The sequence below is a fragment of the Pseudomonas neuropathica genome (assembly GCF_051174785.1).
GTDB lineage: Bacteria > Pseudomonadota > Gammaproteobacteria > Pseudomonadales > Pseudomonadaceae > Aquipseudomonas > Aquipseudomonas neuropathica_A.
The window spans coordinates 5,960,695-5,980,180 of the sequence record NZ_CP195111.1; the positions used below are offsets into that span (position 1 = coordinate 5,960,695).

5 protein-coding genes are annotated in these 19,486 nt (G+C 59.4%); 2 read left to right on the forward strand and 3 right to left on the reverse strand.

Annotation, left to right across the window (positions count from 1 at the left end; all coding sequences use genetic code 11):
* Position 1: 1 nt before the first annotated feature.
* Genes ACRRSD_RS26925 through ACRRSD_RS26935 form a run of 3 tightly spaced genes read right to left on the reverse strand, consistent with a single transcriptional unit; the run spans position 2 to position 5,465 of the window.
* Complete coding sequence (locus ACRRSD_RS26925; protein WP_435036306.1) at positions 2-586, reverse strand: glutathione S-transferase; 585 nt, start codon at positions 584-586, stop codon at positions 2-4.
* Complete coding sequence (locus tag ACRRSD_RS26930) at positions 583-4,224, reverse strand: AAA family ATPase (RefSeq protein ID WP_435036307.1); 3,642 nt, start codon at positions 4,222-4,224, stop codon at positions 583-585. The genes ACRRSD_RS26925 and ACRRSD_RS26930 overlap by 4 nt, the downstream gene beginning before the upstream one ends.
* Positions 4,221-5,465, reverse strand: a complete 1,245-nt coding sequence (locus ACRRSD_RS26935; protein WP_435036308.1) for an exonuclease SbcCD subunit D C-terminal domain-containing protein — start codon at positions 5,463-5,465, stop codon at positions 4,221-4,223. Before ACRRSD_RS26935 ends, ACRRSD_RS26930 begins: the two co-directional genes overlap by 4 nt.
* Positions 5,466-5,814: 349 nt before the next feature.
* Between ACRRSD_RS26935 and ACRRSD_RS26940 the strand changes: the two genes are divergently transcribed.
* Together ACRRSD_RS26940 and ACRRSD_RS26945 are read left to right on the forward strand one after the other, a co-directional pair.
* The gene (locus ACRRSD_RS26940) at positions 5,815-19,080 is read left to right on the forward strand and encodes a hemagglutinin repeat-containing protein (protein ID WP_435036309.1); all 13,266 of its coding nucleotides are present in this window, start codon (positions 5,815-5,817) and stop codon (positions 19,078-19,080) included.
* Complete coding sequence (locus ACRRSD_RS26945) at positions 19,077-19,379, forward strand: hypothetical protein (protein WP_322846910.1); 303 nt, start codon at positions 19,077-19,079, stop codon at positions 19,377-19,379. Before ACRRSD_RS26940 ends, ACRRSD_RS26945 begins: the two co-directional genes overlap by 4 nt.
* The last annotated feature ends 107 nt before the right edge of the window (positions 19,380-19,486 follow it).

Sequence of the window (19,486 nt, forward strand, 5' to 3'; positions counted from 1 at the left end):
GTTATTTCTTCATGATCGAGGTGAACAGTTCGGACTCGAGGAAACGCTGTAACCAGGCCTGTAAACGAACATAGGGCGTCTGCGCAAACCACTCACGATCAACATGCGCAAACTGCCGAACAAACGGCAGCAATGCCACATCCGCCAGGCTGAGATGATCGGCCAGCAAGTACTCACGATCAGTCAGCAGTTCTTCCAGCCTCTGCAAGAACAACGCCCCCTCTGCCCGATAAACTTCCATCGGCTGCTCGGGATAACGCTCGGCGTATTTGTAGCGATTCAAATGCACCTTGAACACCTGATCATTCGCTTCGATCAGCTCGGCAATCCGCGCGTCATCCTCAAGCAGCCAGTTCTGCGGATCATGCTGCGCCAACGCCCAGCGCATGATCTCCAGACTCTCATCAATCACCCGGCCATCCGCATTCAGCACCGGCACCGTGCCCTTGGGCGAGATCGCCAGCATCTCCGCTGGCTTGGCCTTGAGGCTGACTTCAACGATGTCCACCGCCACGCCCGAATAACGCAACGCCATCCGCGCCCGCATCGCGTACGGACAGCGGCGGAAGGAGTACAGCGTGTTCATTTCACCTCCAGGGTGCTCAAACCGTTGCCTTGACGCTGCACCTGAATCTGAACCGGAATCCGTTCGTGCATTTCCTGTACGTGAGAAATCACCGCGACCTTGCGGCCCTGCGCCTGCAAGCCATCGAGAGCATCCATCGCCAGTTGCAGCGACTCCGGATCGAGGCTGCCAAAACCTTCGTCGATAAACAACGATTCGATTTTCAGCGTGCTCGACGCCATCGACGCCAGGCCCAATGCCAGTGCCAGCGACACCAGGAACGTCTCGCCGCCGGACAACGAGTGCACCGAACGCAGTTCATCGCCCATTTCGGTGTCCATCACCAGCAGGCCAAGCATGCTGCCACCGCGCTTGAGGCGATAGCGTTTGACCAGTTGGCGCAACTGCACGTTGGCGTGGTGCACCAGCAGGTCGAGGTTGTAGGCCTGGGCGATCTTGCGGAAGGTGTCGCCGGTGGCCGAGCCGATCAAGGCACTCAGTCGCGCCCAGCGTTGATACTCGGCATACGCCGAGGCAATCTGCTGCGCCAGCGCCTGATTGGCGTTCTGCCGGCGCTGGTCTTCAGCCTGTTCGGCACGCAGTTCGGCGCATTGCTGCTCGCTGACATTGAACTGATTCTGCAAATCGCTCAGGGCGGTGGCCAGTTGCTCGGCATCAAGATTGCCGTTGTGTTGCGACTGATGATCGAGCAACAACCGATCACGCTCCTGCAGCAAGACCTTGGCTTGTTCCATGGCTTTTTCATTGAGCTGCAAGCGCTGGCGCAATTGCGCGACTTGCTCATCATCGACCCGCAACAAGTCTTCGAGGCCGCCGTCATCCAGCTCGGGATGACGAGCGCGCCAGTCGGCAATCTTGCTCGCCAGATCCTGTTCCTCGCTTTGCAGCGCCTGCAAACGCTCCTGCCGGGCCCTGAGTTCCGCCGCGATCTGCACAAGCTGCGTGCGTACGTTTTGCAGGTCTTGAGCGGTGCCAGTTTCGGCAGAGCGCGCTTGCTCCACAGCCTGTTCCAGTTGCTGCTGCCACTGCTCGGCGCTGCCGTGTTCACCCAGCAACTGCGCAAGTTTGTCCTGGCAAAGTTGTTGCTGTTCGGCCAGCGCATTGAACTGTTGCTCAGCCGTTTGCGCTTGATGGACGCGGGTCTGCTGGCGATCCTGCTCTTTCTCCAGCGTCTGCTGACGCTGTTGCTGCTCGGTCAGTTCTTCCTTCTGCTGATCGACTTGCGCCAGACGCTCGGCGATCTGTCGGTCGAGCTGCATGAAGGTCGCCGCCGGTTCCTCGCGCAAGGCTTCAAGTGTATCGGCGGGGAGCAGGGTGGCGAACGCTGTCAGTTCCTCATCAAGGCGCTGGCGGTCACTGCCGAGTTCGCGCTGCTGATTGCTCAGGTGCTGCGCGGCTTGCTGATGCGCGGTTTCGGCCTGACGCAATTGCTGGGTCAGACGCGCGGCGTCCTGTTGCAGGGTCAGCAGGGCGCTCTGGCGTTGTTCGTCCTGAGTGATGCTCTGGTTGAGTTGCTCGTTTTGCCGGGCGAGCCAGGCATCGCGCTTGTCGGCATCCTGATTGAACAACTGCGCGGACAGCGGATGCGCGTCGAGGCTTGGCGCCAACGCTTGCTGCTGGGCGGCCAGTTGTTCCTGCTGTTGCAGCAGTTCTTTCTGCTGAGCAATCACGCCACCGACTTCGGCGCGCAGCTCGACAAGTTTTTCCTTGAGCTGATCGACCACCTGCTGGGCGTTGGCCTGCTCGCTTTCATCATGGCGACCAAGACTTTGCAGCAGCGCTTCTGGTTGGTGATACGGGTGCTCGTTGCTGCCGCAGACCGGGCACGGTTGATCATCCTGCAACTGCGCGCGCAACTCCTCGACACTGGCACTGCGCGCCAGCCGCTGGCGCTCAAGCAGTTCGCGGGTGACGTTGAGGGTTTGCTCGGCGACGGTCAGCTCGGCTTTGCTTTTCACGCCGTCCTGCGTCAGGCGTTCGCGTTCCTGCTGGGCGCTGAGCTGGCGCTGTTGCAACTCGGCGCTGCGCTTGTCCAGATCCTGTTGCGTGGCCCACAGGCGCGACAGGTCTTCGAAGGCGCGCAGTTGTTTGCGGTTGTCCTGCAGCAGCGTGCCGAGGATACCGATCTGCTCGGCGACGGCATCCGGTTCGGCGCCGGCCTCTTTGAACAGCACTTCAAGTTGCTGTTTTTGCGTGGTCAATTCTTCGGCGCTGCGGGTGGCGTTTTCTTCGAGGCTCGCCAGTTCCGCCTGACCTTTGTTCAAGCGGTTGCCGATCAGCATCAGCTGTTGCAGGCGATCGCGGTAGGCATTCCACGCATCGCTCAGCGGCGCCAGATGAGCACTCTGCTCAAGCTCGGCGGCGATACGTTGCAGGCGCTCGCCGACTTGGGCCTGTTTTTCCAGCAAGGTTTGAATGGCGTTCTGGCCTTCGGTACAAGCCTGCTGCGCGTTGGCTCGGGCTTCGGCACTTTGCGCAACATCCCTGGCCAAGCGGGCGAGGGTGCTTTGTTCTTCAAAGGCCTGACGCAACAGTGGCGCGTTCTCGCTTTGCCGGTGCTGCGCGTCACTCAGGGCGACTTTCGCCGCCTCGAGGTTGTGCTCCAGTTGCGTTTGACGCTCGGCCAGCTCGGCGTGTTGCTGCGTGTGCGCGGCGATTTGCGCGGCCAGTGGCGTCAGCAGGGCATCGAGTTCGGTTTTGCGTGCGAACTGGTGCCGTTGTGGGCCGAGTTGCTCCAGTCGCGTCAGTTTCATCCGCTCGCCGGTTAGACTTTCCGATTGCTGCTGGGCACTGTGCAATTGCTCGGTGGCGGCCTGTTGCGCGTCCTGCAATACACGCAAGTCCTTGAGCCAGCCGTGCTGCTGCTCAAGCTGTTTGAGCTGGGCCTGCTGCAACTTCATTTGCTGTTGCGCGGCGTTGAAGCGCTCGTCCAGCTCGGCCCGGGCTTCGGGCGCCAACGGGGTCACGCCGGTGGCTTGATCCTGCAACAGCTTGTGCGCTTCGCGGGCCTCTTTGGTCTTGTCGAAGGCGCGGCGGCCGAGGCGGGTATACAGCGCGGTGTCGGTGAGTTTTTCCAGCAGTTCGCTGCGGTCGTTGTCATCGGCTTTAAGGAACGCACTGAACTCACTCTGGGCCAGCAGTACGGCGCGGGTGAACTGTTCAAAGTTCAGGCCGAGCGCGGCTTCCAGTTGGGTTTTGTATTCGCCTTTCTGGCTGGCGAGCAGTTGATCCTGATCGATATCGCGCAGGCTCTGACGACTGGCTTGCAGCTTGCCGCCGGCCTTCTCGCGGGCTCGATTGGCTTCCCAGCGCGCACGGTAGCGACGGCCATCGACGCCGACGAAATCCACTTCGGCATAACCTTCACCGGTGCCGCGCCGCAGCAGTGTGCGTGGGTCGCCGGTGGCGATTTCACCGTCGGCATCCGGGACTTTGGCGTCGCGGCCAGTGTTGTTCAGACGCGGCACCGCGCCGAACAACGCCAGACACAGCGCGTCGAGCAGGGTACTTTTACCGGCGCCGGTCGGGCCGGTGATCGCAAACAGGCCAGCGCTGGCCAACGGCTCAGCGGTGAAATCGATCTCGAACGGCCCGGCCAGCGAGGCGAGGTTCTTCAAACGAATGGCGAGAATCTTCATGGCTGCTCGCCCTCCAGTTGTACGTCCTGCAGCAGTTCGGCGAAGTCCTTCAGCGTCTGTTCGTCGACCTCGTTGCCGTAGTTGTCGAGCCAGGCGCGGCTGAACAATTCCTGCGGGGTGAGTTGGTCGAGTTCGATCAGCGCGGTGCCATCTTCGACGCCGTCAGCACCACGATTGCCAGCGTATTCAGCGGCGATACGCACCAAGCGCACGGCTTTGCCTTGCAGAGCGCTTTCGACTTGATGGCGCAGATCCGGCTGCGGCTCGTCGAGGATTACGCGCACTTCCAGCCACGGTTGCCGCTGGGTTTCGGCGAGCAGGTCGATGTTCGGCAGATCGGCCAGTTGCAGCAGGATCTCGGCCAGTGGTGCCGGGCCGATGCGTTGCAGATTGACCGAGCGCGGGATCAGTTTCGGCTCGACGCTGACCAGGGTTTCGCCGTCGAGCGTGACGTCGAGGATCTGGTGCTGATAGCCGATCTCCGAGAACGACAACGGAATCGGCGAGCCGCTGTAGCGGATGCGCTCTTCACCGTTGACCTTCTGCGGCTTGTGCAAATGGCCGAGGGCGACGTAACTGATGCTCGGCCCGAACAGGCTGGCGGGCAGGGCTTCGGCGTTGCCGATGATCAGGCTGCGCTCGGAGTCCTCTGAAACGGAGCCGCCGGCCATGTGCGCGTGGCTGATGGCGATCAACGCCTGACCGGGTTTGCGCTTGGCATTGGCGGCTTCGATCAGCCATTCGTGTACCTGACCGATACCGCGCAAATAGTTGTCGCCCAGATGCGCGCCGGTCACCTCTGCCGGGCGCAGGAACGGCAGCGCCAGGCACCACGCGGCGACTTCGCCGGTTTTATCCGGCAACGGCAGCAGCAGGCGTTCGGCATCCAGTTGTCCGTCATCCAGCCACAACACCCGACCCAGCGCATGGGTGCGCAAACGGCGCATCAGCGGCGCGGGCAACTCGATCCGTGAGCCGGAATCATGGTTGCCGGCAATCATCACGATGGTCAGCAACGGCTGCTGCTCGTGGGCGCTGACGATGAAGTCGTAGAGGCGTTCCTGGGCTTTGACCGGCGGATTGACCGTGTCAAAGATATCACCGGCGATCAGCAGTACATCCGGCTGCGCCAGTTGCAGTTGGCGCAGCAGCCACTCGAGAAAACAGGCGTGCTCGAAATCGCGCTCCTGGCCGTGCAGGTTTTGCCCAAGGTGCCAGTCGGAGGTGTGGAACAGACGCAAGGTGGACTCCGCAACATTTAAAGAGGTGATGGCCGCGAGGAAATGAAGGGCGGCGAAAGAGGGGAGAGTTTACAGATTATTGCGGCCGGAGGGCTTGTTGTGCGGGTGAGCGACGACTCACTGAGTCATGGTTTGCTTGAGACCACTCATCGGAAGCGATTTCTCGGGTAAATCAAAAATTGACGCCAAAATAGTGGCCATCTAATATCGCGCCGCAAATGTGATATTAGTGCGCCACTATCAGGTGAAAGGGCCGTTTTGCGATCTGCAGCAAGGTTCGTGACTGTCAGGAGTACCGCGCACTCACCGTCATCCGACTTTTACTGCTCGTTGTAAAGAGATCTTCAACATGGACGTTCGCCAATACGCGTTTCTCGCTCGTCAGCCTGCCGCTGCCGTGAAAACCCGCGAGTCTTTCCTCGGCATGCCCAAGCGCGGGCTGGCGTTCCTTTTGGCCAACGTGATGTTCTGGCAACCGATGTGGGCGCAAGCCGACGGCATTGTGGTGGCTAACCCCAATACCTCGCTGGATCGCGCCGGCAATGGCGTGCCGATCATCAACATCGCCACGCCCAATGCCAGCGGCCTGTCGCACAACCAGTTCCACGATTACAACGTCGGTGCGCAGGGGCTGATCCTCAACAACGGCTCGACGCAGAATAATCTCACCCAGCTGGGCGGGCATATCATCGACAACCCGAACCTGAAAAACAGCGGTTCGGCACAGGCGATTCTCAACGAAGTCATCAGCGGCAACCCGAGCCAGTTGCGCGGCTACACCGAAGTGGCGGGGCAGTCGGCGCGGGTCATCGTCGCCAACCCTTATGGCATTACCTGCAACGGTTGCGGTTTCATCAACTCACCGCGCGTCACGCTGACTACCGGCAAACCAGTGCTCGATAACGGTCGGCTGGATCGCTTTCAAGTCGATCAGGGCAGCGTTGCTATCGAGGGCGCGGGCCTCAACGCGACCAACGTCGATCGTTTCGAAATCATCACCCGCAGCGCAAAGATCAACGCGCAACTGCAGGCGCAGAACCTGACGATTGTCGCCGGTCGCAACGACGTCAACGCACAAACCCTGAGTGCCACAGCGCGTGCCGATGACGGCAGCGCCAAACCGCAACTGGCCATCGACTCCTCGGCACTGGGCGGCATGTACGCCGGGGCGATCAAACTGGTTGGCACCGAGGCCGGGGTCGGGGTGAAACTCGACGGCAAGCTGATTGCCAGCGGCGGCGATATTCAGCTCGATGCCAACGGCCAACTGAGTCTGGCCGATACCTCGGCCACCGGCGCGGTCAACGTCAAAGCCGCGAGCCTTGATGCACGCGGCCCGGTTTACGCCGGCACCGCGCTCAACGTACAAACCCAGAGCAATCTGAGCAACCGCCAGACCCTCGCGGCCCGCGACAGCCTCACCCTCAGCGCCGGCGGCCAACTGACCAACGCCGGTGCCATTGAAGCCGGCGTCAACGCCGATGGGAGTCGCAACGCCAACGGTGATCTGAGCCTCACCGCGCAAAACCTCGATAACACCGGCAAAACGCTCACCGCCAGCCGCAACCTGACGGTCAACACCGCGCAAACCCTGAACAACCAGGGCGGTACGCTCAGCGGGCAAACCGCCGTCATCACTGCCGGCACGCTGGACAACCGCAACGCCGGCAAGGTGCAGAGCAATGGCACCTTGAACCTCAACGCCGCACAGGTGCTGAACAACCAGGGCGTGATCACCAGCAACGCCATTCTTACCGCCAACATCGGCCAACTGACCAACAGCAACGGCGAACTCAGCAGCCAGACCGACGCGGTTCTCAACGTCACCTCGCTGGACAACGTTGCCGGCCTGATGAGCGCCGGCCGTCTGCTCGACATCAGCGCCCTCGGCGCGATCAACAACCGCACCGGCAAGATCGGCGCCAAACAGACCTTGCTGGTAAAAGCGCAACAGCTCGACAACAGCCAGCAAGGCCAGTTGACCAGCGAAGGCACGCTGACCACGCGGATCAGCGAGCAACTGAACAACCAGAACAAGGGCCTGATTCAGGCCAACGGCGCCATGGACGTGCAGGCCACGCGCCTGGATAACCGCGCCGGGAAGATTTCCAGCCTCGACACCCAGACCGTCAGCAGCGCCAACGCTGACAACCGTGGCGGGACGATTCGCGCCGATCAGGCCGGCAAACTGCTGATCGACAACCTGGACAACCGCGACAAGGGCCGCCTCGAAAGCAAGACGGCGCTGAGCTTCGACGGCAACACGCTGAACAACAGCAACGGCGGCCTGCTGACCTCGAGCGGAGTGTTGAGCCTCAAAGCCAAAGCCGTGACCAACGATGGCGGACGGATCTCCGCCAAAGGTGATATCGACGCCAACATCGACAGCCTCACTCAAGAGCACGGTGAACTGGTCGCCGAAGGCAATCTGCTGTTGACCGGCAAAACCCTCAACAGCCATCAGGACAGCCTCGTCGGCGCGCTCAAAACCCTGACCGTCCACGTCGAGCAGATCGACAACCGCGCCAGCACGCTCTCCAGCCAACTTGACTTGCACATCAACGGCGCGCGCCTGGACAACAGCGACGGCGGCAAGGTGCTGTCCGACACCACGCTGGCGCTGAAGGTCGCGCAGATCATCAACGCCACCAACGGCCTGATTTTCAGCAAAGGCGCGAGCACCCTCAGCGGCATCGGTCTGAGCAACGTTGGCGGGCGCATCGTCAGCCAGAACAAGCTCGGGCTGACCTTCGACGAAACCATGGACAACCAGCAAGGCCTGATCAGCAGCGAAGGGCAGATGACCCTCAGCGCCGGCAGCCTCGACAACCGTCTGGGCAAACTGTCGAGCCTTGAAGCGATGGCGCTGACCGCCAGCGGTTCCGTGCTGAGTCAGGGCGGCCTGATCGTTTCGCAAAAAGGCCTGACCTTTAAAAGTGGCAGCCTCGATAACAGCGACAACGGCATCATCAGCGCCAAGGCTGATTCGACCCTGACTACTGGTGAGTTGAAGAACCGACAGGGCGGCAGTATCGCCACCGATGGCTCACTATTATTGACCGCCGCACACCTGGACAACTCCGGCGGCAGCCTCGGCAGTCAGCAGAAACTCGAAGTCTCGGTGACCTCGCTGGCGCAGGACGGCGGCGAACTGTTCAGCAACGGCGACCTGACCCTGGACATGAACAACGGTCTGCTCAATAACCAGCGCGGCTATATCCATACGCCGGGCCAGTTGCTGCTGAAAAACCTCAAGGACGTCAACAACAGCGCCGGCGAGATTTCCGCTGCCAAGGCCTGGAGCGTCAACGCACAAAGCCTGAACAACGACGGCGGCAAACTGCTGAGCAACGAAAAGCTCACCCTCGTCATCGAGCGTGCGCTGAGCAACGTTAAAGGTGTGATCGCTTCCGCCAGCCTCGACAGTCGCAGCGATAGTTTGAACAACAGCAGCGGCGACATTCGTGTGCGCGGTGATGTCGATTTCAACGTAACTGGCATGTTCGATAACCACAACGGTGTGGTCATCGCCGACAACGGCATGACGATTACCGCCGCCAGTCTGGATAACCGTCAGGAAGGCCTGATCGGTTCGACTAATGCGCTGAAGCTCAACGTCGCTCGCGTCGACAACCGTAGTGGCGAGCTGTCGAGCAAGAGCGATGTCAGCCTGATCGGCGCTTGGCTCGAAAACAGCGACAGCGGTTACATGCTCGCCGGCGGCAATCTGGCGCTGACCGTCAATGACGTCATCAACCGCAATAAAGGCCTGCTGTCCGGTGATACCGGGCTGACACTGACCGGCAAGACGCTGGAAAACAGTGGTCGCCTGACCAGCCAGAAAGGCCTCGCGATCAATCTCTCCGGGGATCTGAACAACGCACAGGGCAGCCTTGTCAACGAAGGCGCTTTGGCGATCACCGCGCAAAGTCTCAATAACAATGGCGGCACGGTCTCCAGCGCCAAAGCGCTTACCGTCAACACGCACGGCGCCGTCAGCAACCAGGGCGGCAAACTGCTGACCAACAGCGATCTCACGCTCAACAGCAGCACACTCGACAACCAGCAAAACGGTGCGATCAGCAGCAAGACCAAACTGAACATCAGCACCGGTGCACTCAACAATAGCCAGGCGAGCATTTACGCTGACGACCACGTCGAGATCAGTGCTGCTCAGGTGACCAACACCGCTGGCAGCCTCGGCGCCGGCAATTCGCTTAACGCCAATGTTCAAGGCCTCGATCAGCAGGGCGGCAAGCTGTTCAGCGGCGGGACTGTCAGCGTCGATCTGAACGGCGGCGCGCTGAATAACCAGGGCGGCGTGATCAACGCGCCGGATCAGTTACTACTGAAAAACCTCACCGACGTGAACAACCGTGGCGGCGAGATTTCCAGCGACCAGGCTTTTGAACTGATCGCCAAGTCGCTGGACAACAGCGGCGGCCAACTGCTGAGCAACCAGAAACTCACCCTGACCCTCGACCACGCACTGACCTCGATCAAAGGCACGATTGCCGCTGCGGCGTTGCAAGTTCGCGCGGCGAGTCTGGATAACAGCGACGGCGGCGTGTTGCTCAGTGACAGCGACATCGAGGTGACTGTCGATGGCCTGCTGAAAAACACCAACAAAGGCAGCATCCGCGCCGCACAACAACTGACCCTCAACAGCACCGGTCTGAACAATCAGGGCGGTACGCTGGTCGGCGTTTCCGGCCTGAATATGGATCTGGGTGCCACCGCGCAGGATCTGAATAACCAGGACGGTGTGATCAGCAGCAAAGGTGGGTTGAGCATTGCTCATCTGCGCGATCTGAATAACCAGAACGGCGTGATCAACAGCAAAGGCGTGCTGAGCATCGCCACCCTGCGTGACCTGAATAACCAGCAGGGCGAAATCTCCAGCGTCAACAGCTTCAGCCTCACCGGCAACCGCTTCGATAACCGTGGCGGCAACCTGATCAGCAACGATCAACTGACCATTACTGCGGCCGATCTGAATAACCAGGGCGGCCTGGTTTCCGGCTGGAAAGGCGTGAGCCTCAGCGGCGGTACCCTCGACAACAGCCTGGAAGGCGCGATCTCCAGCCAACTCGGCAACGTCAATATCGACCTCAGCGGCGCGCTGCTCAACCACAGCAAGGGTGGCATCGGTGGCCTCGGCGAGGTGACCATCAAGGCCGCCAGTCTCGACAACACCACCGGCACCGTCAGCAGTGACGGCAAACAAACCTTGACCATGACCGGCGGCGCGATCAGCAACGCATCGGGTGGCCTGATCAAAAGCGGCGACACCCTCGACATCCGCGCGGCCAGCCTGAACAACAGCACCGGCAATGTCATGGCGAAAAAAGCCCTGACCTTCACCGGCGGCCCACTGAACAACACCCGCGGCAGTCTGGTCGGTGACGACAGCGTCACCCTCGATCTGCTCGGCGCCCTGACCAACGTCAATGGCGCACTCGGCAGCGGCGCTGCGCTGCTGATCAAACGCGCTGCCAGCGTCGACAACCAGGGCGGCCAGTTGATCAGCCAGACCCTGCTGAGCCTGCTCACCAGCGGCGATCTGAACAACAGTCAGCGCGGTACCGTCTCGGCCAACGGCCAACTGGACCTCACCGCCGGCGGCACGTTGCGCAACGACGCCGACGGCCTGCTCTCCAGCCGCGATGCCGGCGTGTCCATCACTGCCGCCGCGCTGAACAACGCCAAAGGCGCGGTGCAAAGCATGACCGCGCTGACCGTCAACACCGGCAGCGGTGCCATCGATAACCAAGGCGGCAAAATAATTGCCCAGAACGGCAATCTCAACCTCACCGCCGCCAGCCTCGACAGCCGTGGCGGGGTGCTCTCAAGCCTTAACGGTTTGCTGCAAACCCGTCTGAGCGGCGTGTTGCGCAACGGCCAGGGCGGCAAGATCGAAGGCAGCCGCCTCGACCTGCAAGCGCTCGGCGGTATCTACAGCGACGGCGGACGGATCGCCGCCAACACCGGCAACATCCTGCTCAACGCCGGCGGCAACACCCTCGACAACAGCGGCGGCGGGATCTATGCCAAAGGCGTGGTGAAAACCATCACCGGCCTGATGAGCAACAACAACGGCCAGATCAGCGGCAGCAGCATCGAGCTGGGTGCCGACGGCAACCTCAGCAACCGCAGCGGCCTGATCGAAAGCGCCGGCACACTGGCGATTCGCGCCGCCAATCTTGACAACCAGGGCGGCAAACTGCGCGCGCTCGGCACCAGTGGCAAAACCGATTTCCAGATCGGCAGCCAGTTCGATAACCGCAACGGTCTGGTGGAAACCGCCAACACCGACTTCACCCTCGTCGCACCCAGCTTCCTCAATGCCGGCGGTTCAGTAACGCATGTCGGTCTCGGTGAATTCGGCATCTCCACCGCCAACGTGATGAACGCCGGCGGTTCGCTGGTGACCCGTGGCGGCCTGACGCTGAACGCGGACAGCTGGACCAACAGCAGCGTGATTCAGGCCGGGCGGTTGACGGTGAATGTCGGCAACTTTGTGCAGACCGCGAGCGGGCAGCTGCTCGCTTCGAATCAACTGGTGGGGCGTGGTGGTAACTGGAGCAACGAGGGTTTGATTGCCAGTGACGGCAGCATGGACATTCAACTGGGCGGCACTTACGGCGGTAATGGTCGTGTCAGCAGTCTGGGCGATATGACCTTCAATGCTGCGCAACTGGGCCTGACCAGTGTTTCGAGCATTGGCAGTGGCGGGCAGGGCACGTTCACCATTGGCGGGTTGCTGAACAATGCCGGCGGACGACTGACGTCCAACAATACGCTGACGATCAACGCCGGTGCGGTAAGCAATACCGGTACGTTGGGTGCTGCGCAGAACCTGAAGATCAGGACTGCAAGTCTGGTGAACGAGCGCGGCCTGCTCTTTAGCGGCAGCAACATGAATCTTCTGCTCAATGACTTCACCAACCAGAACGGCAATGTGTACAGCCTTGGCAATCTGACCATTACCGGCATGGACGGCGGGCGGGCGAACACCGTCAACAACCGGGCTGCGACGATCAATGTGGACGGTGACTTTTCGTTGTCAGCCAGCAATTTCAGTAACAAGACCGAAGGCGTCCTGGGGCAGGACAAGCTTGTTTCCGGTGATATCACATACCAGTGCATTGGCGGCGAATGCAAGTGGATGAATTTCTTCGTCGAGGAACAATACGAGTCAGAGTCGACCATCAGTGGCGAGCAAGCTGTTGTCTCCGTTGGCGGCAATGTAAACGCAACCGTCGGCAATTTTTCCAACTTCGCTTCGCTGTTCTCAGCGGGGAAAAATATCAAGCTCGACGTCGACACGTTTGATAACACAGGGCTGGAATCCGGAAGCTATACCAAGACCCTAGTCTACGAAACCAGAAACCGTGATTTCGATTTGCTATTTGATGACGTCACCGGTCTGGTCACGGCTTATGCGAAAAAAAACTCCAAGTACGAGCATGAATATTCTTACTATTCGTGCGGCGGGCAGGATTGGCAGGGTTGCGGGCTAGGCACCATTCCCCGCGGCAATCAGACAAAAACAACACTCAACCCTTTCTTCGGCCAAGGCCCGGACGTTCCAGTTCCGGCGAAACTGCTGGGATATGCGCTAGTACCCGGTGGCGGTATCACCTACACAAGCAAAGGTGGAGCCTCCGCGATCATCCAGGCCGGCCAGGCAGTGGAGGTCAATGCTAAAACGACCATCAAAAACGGTACTTTGCAGGCCTATACCAGCTTCGCCCCGGTTGGTAAGAATGCTCCGCAGACCGGCGTAAATGCCGGAGCGACTATTCCGGTCATTCGCATCAACGCCCAGCTTCCTCCAGACCTGGCCCAGCAACAGGTCAACCCGCTGGCTTTGCCGGGCTTCACCCTGCCAACCGGTGATAACGGTCTGTTCCGACTCAGCCGCAAGGACGGCAGCGAACAATCGATCTCGCCGATCAAAGACTGGACGATCGGCTCGATCACGGCTGCATCCTCTGGACATACCACCGGAATGCCGGTCAGACATGCGACCGATTTCCAGATCGACAAAGACGCTCCGGTCTCGATGAAAAAACGCGATCTGGCATTGAGTGATGCCGCGTCGCTGAATCTCAACGACAGAACGGCTCAGTTCAACGTGGGTGCAACTGCAGCTGACGGTCCAGTCGGTGTGCTGGTGCCTGGCCGTGGCAGCCCTTCCTTTGACGTACCGCGCGTACAAGGCTTGCCCGACACCAGCGCGCGCTCTAACCCGCACAAATACCTGATCGAAACCAACCCGGTGCTGACCAACCTCAAGCAGTTCATGAGCTCGGACTATCTGTTGGGCAAGCTCGGTTACGACCCCGACACCAGCGCCAAACGTCTGGGCGATGGTCTGTTCGAGCAGCGCATGGTGCAGCAGGCCGTGGTCGCCCGCACCGGCCAACGCTTCATTGATGGCCAGACCTCTGACGAAGGCATGTTCAAGTACCTGATGAACAATGCCATCGCCAGCAAGGATCAGCTCAACCTGTCGGTGGGCGTCACCCTGACCGCGCAACAAGTGGCGGCACTGACCCACGACATCGTCTGGCTCGAAGAGCACGAAGTGAACGGCGAAAAAGTGCTGGTGCCGGTGCTGTATCTGGCGCAGGCGAATAACCGGTTGGCGCCAAACGGGGCGTTGATTCAGGGCGGCGACGTAACCCTCATTGCCGGCGGCAACCTCGATAACGCCGGCACGCTGCGAGCCTCCAACAACCTGTCGGCCGAAGCCGGTAACAACCTCACCAACACCGGTCTGATCGAAGCCGGCGAACGTCTGACGCTCAAGGCCGGCAACGACATCATCAACAAGTCCGGCGGTATTATCTCGGGCAAGGATGTCAGCCTGACAGCCACCAACGGCAGCGTGATCAACCAGCGTGATGTGACCAGTGTCGATTACGGCCGGTTCGGTAATACAAGCCACCGCGACTATCTCGATAACGCTGCCCGGATCGAGGCAGCCAACGACCTGACGATCAAGTCCGGCCAAGACATCAACAACATCGGCGGCGTGCTGCAAAGCGGTCGGGACATGACGCTCGATGCTGATCGCGATGTGAACATCACCTCGGTGCAGAACCGTAGCACCGATGCACGGGGCGGCAGTTACCTCAATCAGACGATTACGCAGCATGGCGCTGAAGTGACGTCCGGGCGGGATTTGTCGATTACGGCTGATCGTGACGTGGCGATTGTGGCCAGTCGACTGGATGCCAAGCGCGACCTCAAGGCCGACGCCGGCCATGACATTGTCATCACCTCGGCCGCCGACGAGAGTGATTACGTTTCGCGCAGCAAGAAGCGCGCAACTGAAACCCATAGCGTCACGCAACAATCATCGGTATTGAACGCCGGCCGGGACATTGCCCTGAAAGCAGGTAACGATCTGGGCATTATCGCCAGCCGGATCAAGGCCGAAGATGATGTCAGCCTCAAAGCCGTTCAGGACATCGCCATCGCCTCTGCCGAGGATGAAAGTTCATCCTATTACTACAAGAAGAAAAAGGGATCGCACGGACGTCGCAAAACCACCGAGAGCGAAATTTACGACAGCACCAATGTGGCCTCGGTTGTGGAAGCCGGGCACGACCTGACCGTAAACGCCAGCCAGACGGACAAGGGCGGTGTTTCTCTGGACGGCGGTCGTGATCTCACCGTGATCGGTAGTCAGTTGAAAGCCGGAAACAATCTGGTTCTGGGCGCGTTGAACGATATCTCGGTGCTCTCGGCGACTGACGAACACAGTGATTTCAGCAAGACCACTAAAAAGGGCTCCTTCGGTCTCTCCAAAAGTGGCAAAAGTGCGGTCAACTCCAGCACCAGTCAGGTCGCTAGCGAGTTGCAAGCAGGCAACGACGTCGTCGTCGCTTCAGGTAAAGACTTCCTGTTGCAGGCCAGCACTGCCACAGCGGGCAACGATGTCGAGTTCCGTGCCGGTCTGGTGGATGACACCGGCGACATCAATCTGATTTCGGCCAATGACACGGACTACAGCCGAAGCGAAGCCTATAAAAAGAAAACCGGTCTTTCGGTCTCGGGTGGCTTCCTTTCCCTTTCTTCGGCCAAAGAAGCAGGGCGGCTGGGTGAAGGTAACACCAGCGTGGGCAGCCTGGTCACGGCCGGCCGTGACACGATCCTCAGTGCCGAGCGCGATATCAATGTGGTGGGCAGCGGTATCGACGCTGGACGTCATGTCAGCATGGACGCCGGCCGGGACGTTAATGTCGTGGCGGCAGCCAATGACCGTGCCGAGCAGGCATGGTCGAAGTCCAGACAGACAGGCATCGGCATTTCCAGCGATGACAATGGCGTGAGTTTGTTTGCCGGTGTCGATGGCCTCAAGGAAAAGAATCGACGTGAACAGCAGACCGGTGCCGCCAGCCAGATCAATGCGGGGCAGGATCTGACCGTCAACGCCAAGCGCGATATCAATCAGATTGGCTCGGACCTGCAGGCCAGTAACGATATCGACCTGACTGCCGGGCGTAACATCAACATCGATGCCGGCCGCGAAACCCTGTTGGTAGAACAGCAACGCGAGACCGAGCGCAACGGTCTGGGCGTGCGCATCGACCACAACTATGGCCAGACGAAAGACGCGGTCAATGGTGCGGGCAAGGGCGAGGACAATGTCAGCAAGGGCTCCAGTACCCTCAAGGCAGTGGATGGCATCAGCCAGTTCCTCTCCGGGCCGACAGCAGACGTCAAGTTCGGCAACAGCAAGCAAAGCAGCAGTCAGCAAACCATCGAGCAGAGCAGCCGATCGTCGACGCTGAATGCCGGTCACGATCTGAACCTTAATGCCAAGAACGACGTAACGGTAAAAGGGGCGAAATTCCTCGCCGGACGCGACATCAATGTCGTCGGTCGTGACGTCACGTTCGATGTGGCCAAGGGCAGTGTCAACCAGGACAGCACGCAGCGCGAAAGTTGGGGCGGCATTCACGGTGGCACCAGTGGCGGCTTCAAGATCGGCATTGGTGGCAGCTATGGCATCGCCACTGAAGACGGCTCACATGGCACCTCTACGCCGACTCAACTGGGTGCAGGCCGGGACGTCAACTTGCAAGCTGATCATGATCTGAATCTGATCGGTACTCAGGTCACTGCTCGCCGGGATATCGAGCTTAATGCCTTCAACGATCTCAATGTCCGCTCGGCGCAGAACGACAGCAGCAGCGACAGCAACCGGCACAACGGTGGCGGCGAAGTGGGTCTGGTGTTTGGTTCCGAAGGTGTTGGCGTTTACGCCAGTGTCAGCATGGGCAAAGGCGATCTGGAGCGCGAAGGCAACCGCCAGCAAGAGGCTTACCTCTACGCCGGAGACCGGCTGGGCTTTACCAGCGGCAAGGACACCAACATCGCCGGCGCCACGTTGCGCGGCGATGAGGTGAATGGTCGCGTGGGGGGTGACCTCAATGTCTCATCAGTGGCCGACACCGGAAAGGTTAAGGGCAAAGAATTCGATATCAGCGTGACCGCTACGATTGGTCCGGGTGCCGGTGTCAGTGGTTCGGTCGGTTACGGCCAGACCACGGGCAAGACCAACTGGATCGAACAACAAACCACTATCACCGGCAAGAACAAGGTTGATATCCGCACCGAGAATCACACTCAGCTGGACGGTGCACTGATCGCTGCCGACAACGGCAATCTGAAACTGGACACCGGCACGTTGGGCTTCAGTGATATTGCCGGTAGCGACAAGGAGCACGGTTACTACCTGAACGTTGGTGGCAGTTACACAGCGGGTAAAGGCACTGGTGCCCAGGACGCCAGCCAGACAGGTAAAGGCAAAGAAGGCGAGGCCGGCTGGAGCGTCAGTGGCTGGAAGTACGACAAGGATCGCGAACAGATCGTACGAGGCACCGTCGGCGCCGGTGAAATTGTCGTGCGCCAGGATGCCGGGACTGGCAAGGATTCGACTGTCGGGTTGAATCGCGACGTTGACAAGGGCTACGAAATTACCAAGGACAAGGAGTCTCGTACCGATCTGTACGTGAGCAAATCGTCCCTTGAGGCCGTAGCGGATCCTTCCGGTACCTTGAAGGCCTGGGCAGAAAAAATAGAGAACTACGCGGACGCTACGCAAGGATCCTTTGAGGCAGCGCTCAGTCTGATTACCGGACCGGTCAACGTAGTGGGTCAGGCCTGGAACAATCTTCAGGCACAGCGAGTATCGCTGGATGAAGTCCCAGCGACAGCGCGCAAGGACCTGGGTGACGACCTGGCCCTGAACATCGCGAAGAATCTGGTTCGAAATGGCGGGAAGCCGGGAGATATCAATAATCTGGAACCGGGGGATGTCGTAGTCATCCAAAAGTACGCGAAAGTGTTTGCCGCATTTGTCCAGCAGCAACAAGCCTGTGACGCTTCAGGCACGTGTGGTTCGGATGACAAAAATCCTACGGGGCTGGATCCCCATCATTACCGTGATGACGAGGACAAAAACAAGCTCACCTGGCTTAAGGATCTGACGATTGATAGCCCGGGCGGCAAGCTGCTGTATGAGGCTGAAAGGCTGCAACACTACTTGGACATACTGCCCAAGGAGCAAGCTCAGCTACTGGGTCTGAGCATTCAGGCTGCGATGGGGCCGGCAAAAATGGCCCTTGGTCTTGCAGGAAATGTTCTGCTCGCGAAATTGTTTGGCGACAAAATAGACGCGGCCAAAGATGCTATTGCCAAAGGCATTGCCAGTGAACTCAGTGGCGTGGACAAGGATCGCCTGGAAGCCAGCGACAACGTCCTGAAAAAGATGTTTGGGCTGGGTGCGGGCACGCAGCAGGGCGACATCTATGTACGCGGCGCCACCACTCTGCTGAACATCGCCTTGGGCACCGCAGCCAACATGGCAGGCAGTGTCACTGGCAAGGTCTTCAGTGTCGCAGGAAACAAGGGCACTACCGGCGGAAAACTTACCGATCCGATTGAACCCAAGCACCCGGGCTGGGCAAATGAGTTTGGTGATACTTCGGGCAAAGGATGGGTAGACGGGCCGACGGTCAAACCTTCTGTTTCGCCAGTGCATGGTGACGGGGCGAAACCCCACGTCGAGGCGGTGGTAAAAGTCGAGACTGCCAAGTCCGTCAAAGGCAGTCATGAATATGAACTGCTCAACAATCCTGCTGCCAGAAGCCCCAACACCCGTTATGAGCTGGATAATGGCAATACGTTTACGACCAACAGTAAGGGTATGGTGGAAGAGCTGACGTTCACCCCGACCAAAGAGAAGGTGCCTCGGGACTCAAGGCAGACGGAGGCGGGTAAAGAAGGGCGGGATAGCGACGTGGGCGGGCATGCTCAGGCATGCAGCCAGGGCGGAACCTGCGATCAGTATAATCTCTTCCCACAGGACAAGAACTTCAACAATTCGGCCTACAAAGTGTTCTATGAAAACAGGGTCAGAGAGGCGCTGGACGATCCTGCCCGCACTGTAGGGCCGACGACAGTCAAGTTTGAGCGTGCTGATCCCGGCTCAATACGACCTGATTCGCTAATATTGACGTACATCATTGACGGTAAACCAAAAACCGTGACTTTCAAAAATGAAGCCCATCAAACTCCGGAGGTAAGCGGGTGATTACTGAAGATTTCGAACTCGTCAAAGAGATTTTTAAACTTGTTGAAGCGGGAATTATTCAAGGTTATGACGCCTTTCGGTATAGCGTTGAGTGGGGGGGTAATTACATGGAGGCCGACCTCGCCGTTGAAAGAAATGGCGCAGAAATCTGGGACGCTGAAACTGATTTCAATAATTCGAAAATCTATGCGCTTGTAGAAAAGTTACATGAGAATGCAGACGCTCGCGGCGAGCCATGGACATCCTTTGTCCTGTCTTATCGCGAAGGCGAACAAGTGAAAACGAAATTCAAGTATTGATCGGGGACGCCGCATTTCCGCGTTCCGGGTAACGAACGGGTGGCTCTGGCCACCTGTCGTTTATCTGACCAGCGCAGCAAGACAGACCCAGAGTGATGCCTGTCTAT

Coding starts and splice junctions, on each gene's coding strand:
- ACRRSD_RS26925 (WP_435036306.1), bottom strand. CDS start 586: ATGAACACGCTGTACTCCTTCCGCCGCTGTCCGTACGCGATGCGGGCG.
- ACRRSD_RS26930 (WP_435036307.1), bottom strand. CDS start 4,224: ATGAAGATTCTCGCCATTCGTTTGAAGAACCTCGCCTCGCTGGCCGGG.
- ACRRSD_RS26940 (WP_435036309.1), top strand. CDS start 5,815: ATGGACGTTCGCCAATACGCGTTTCTCGCTCGTCAGCCTGCCGCTGCC.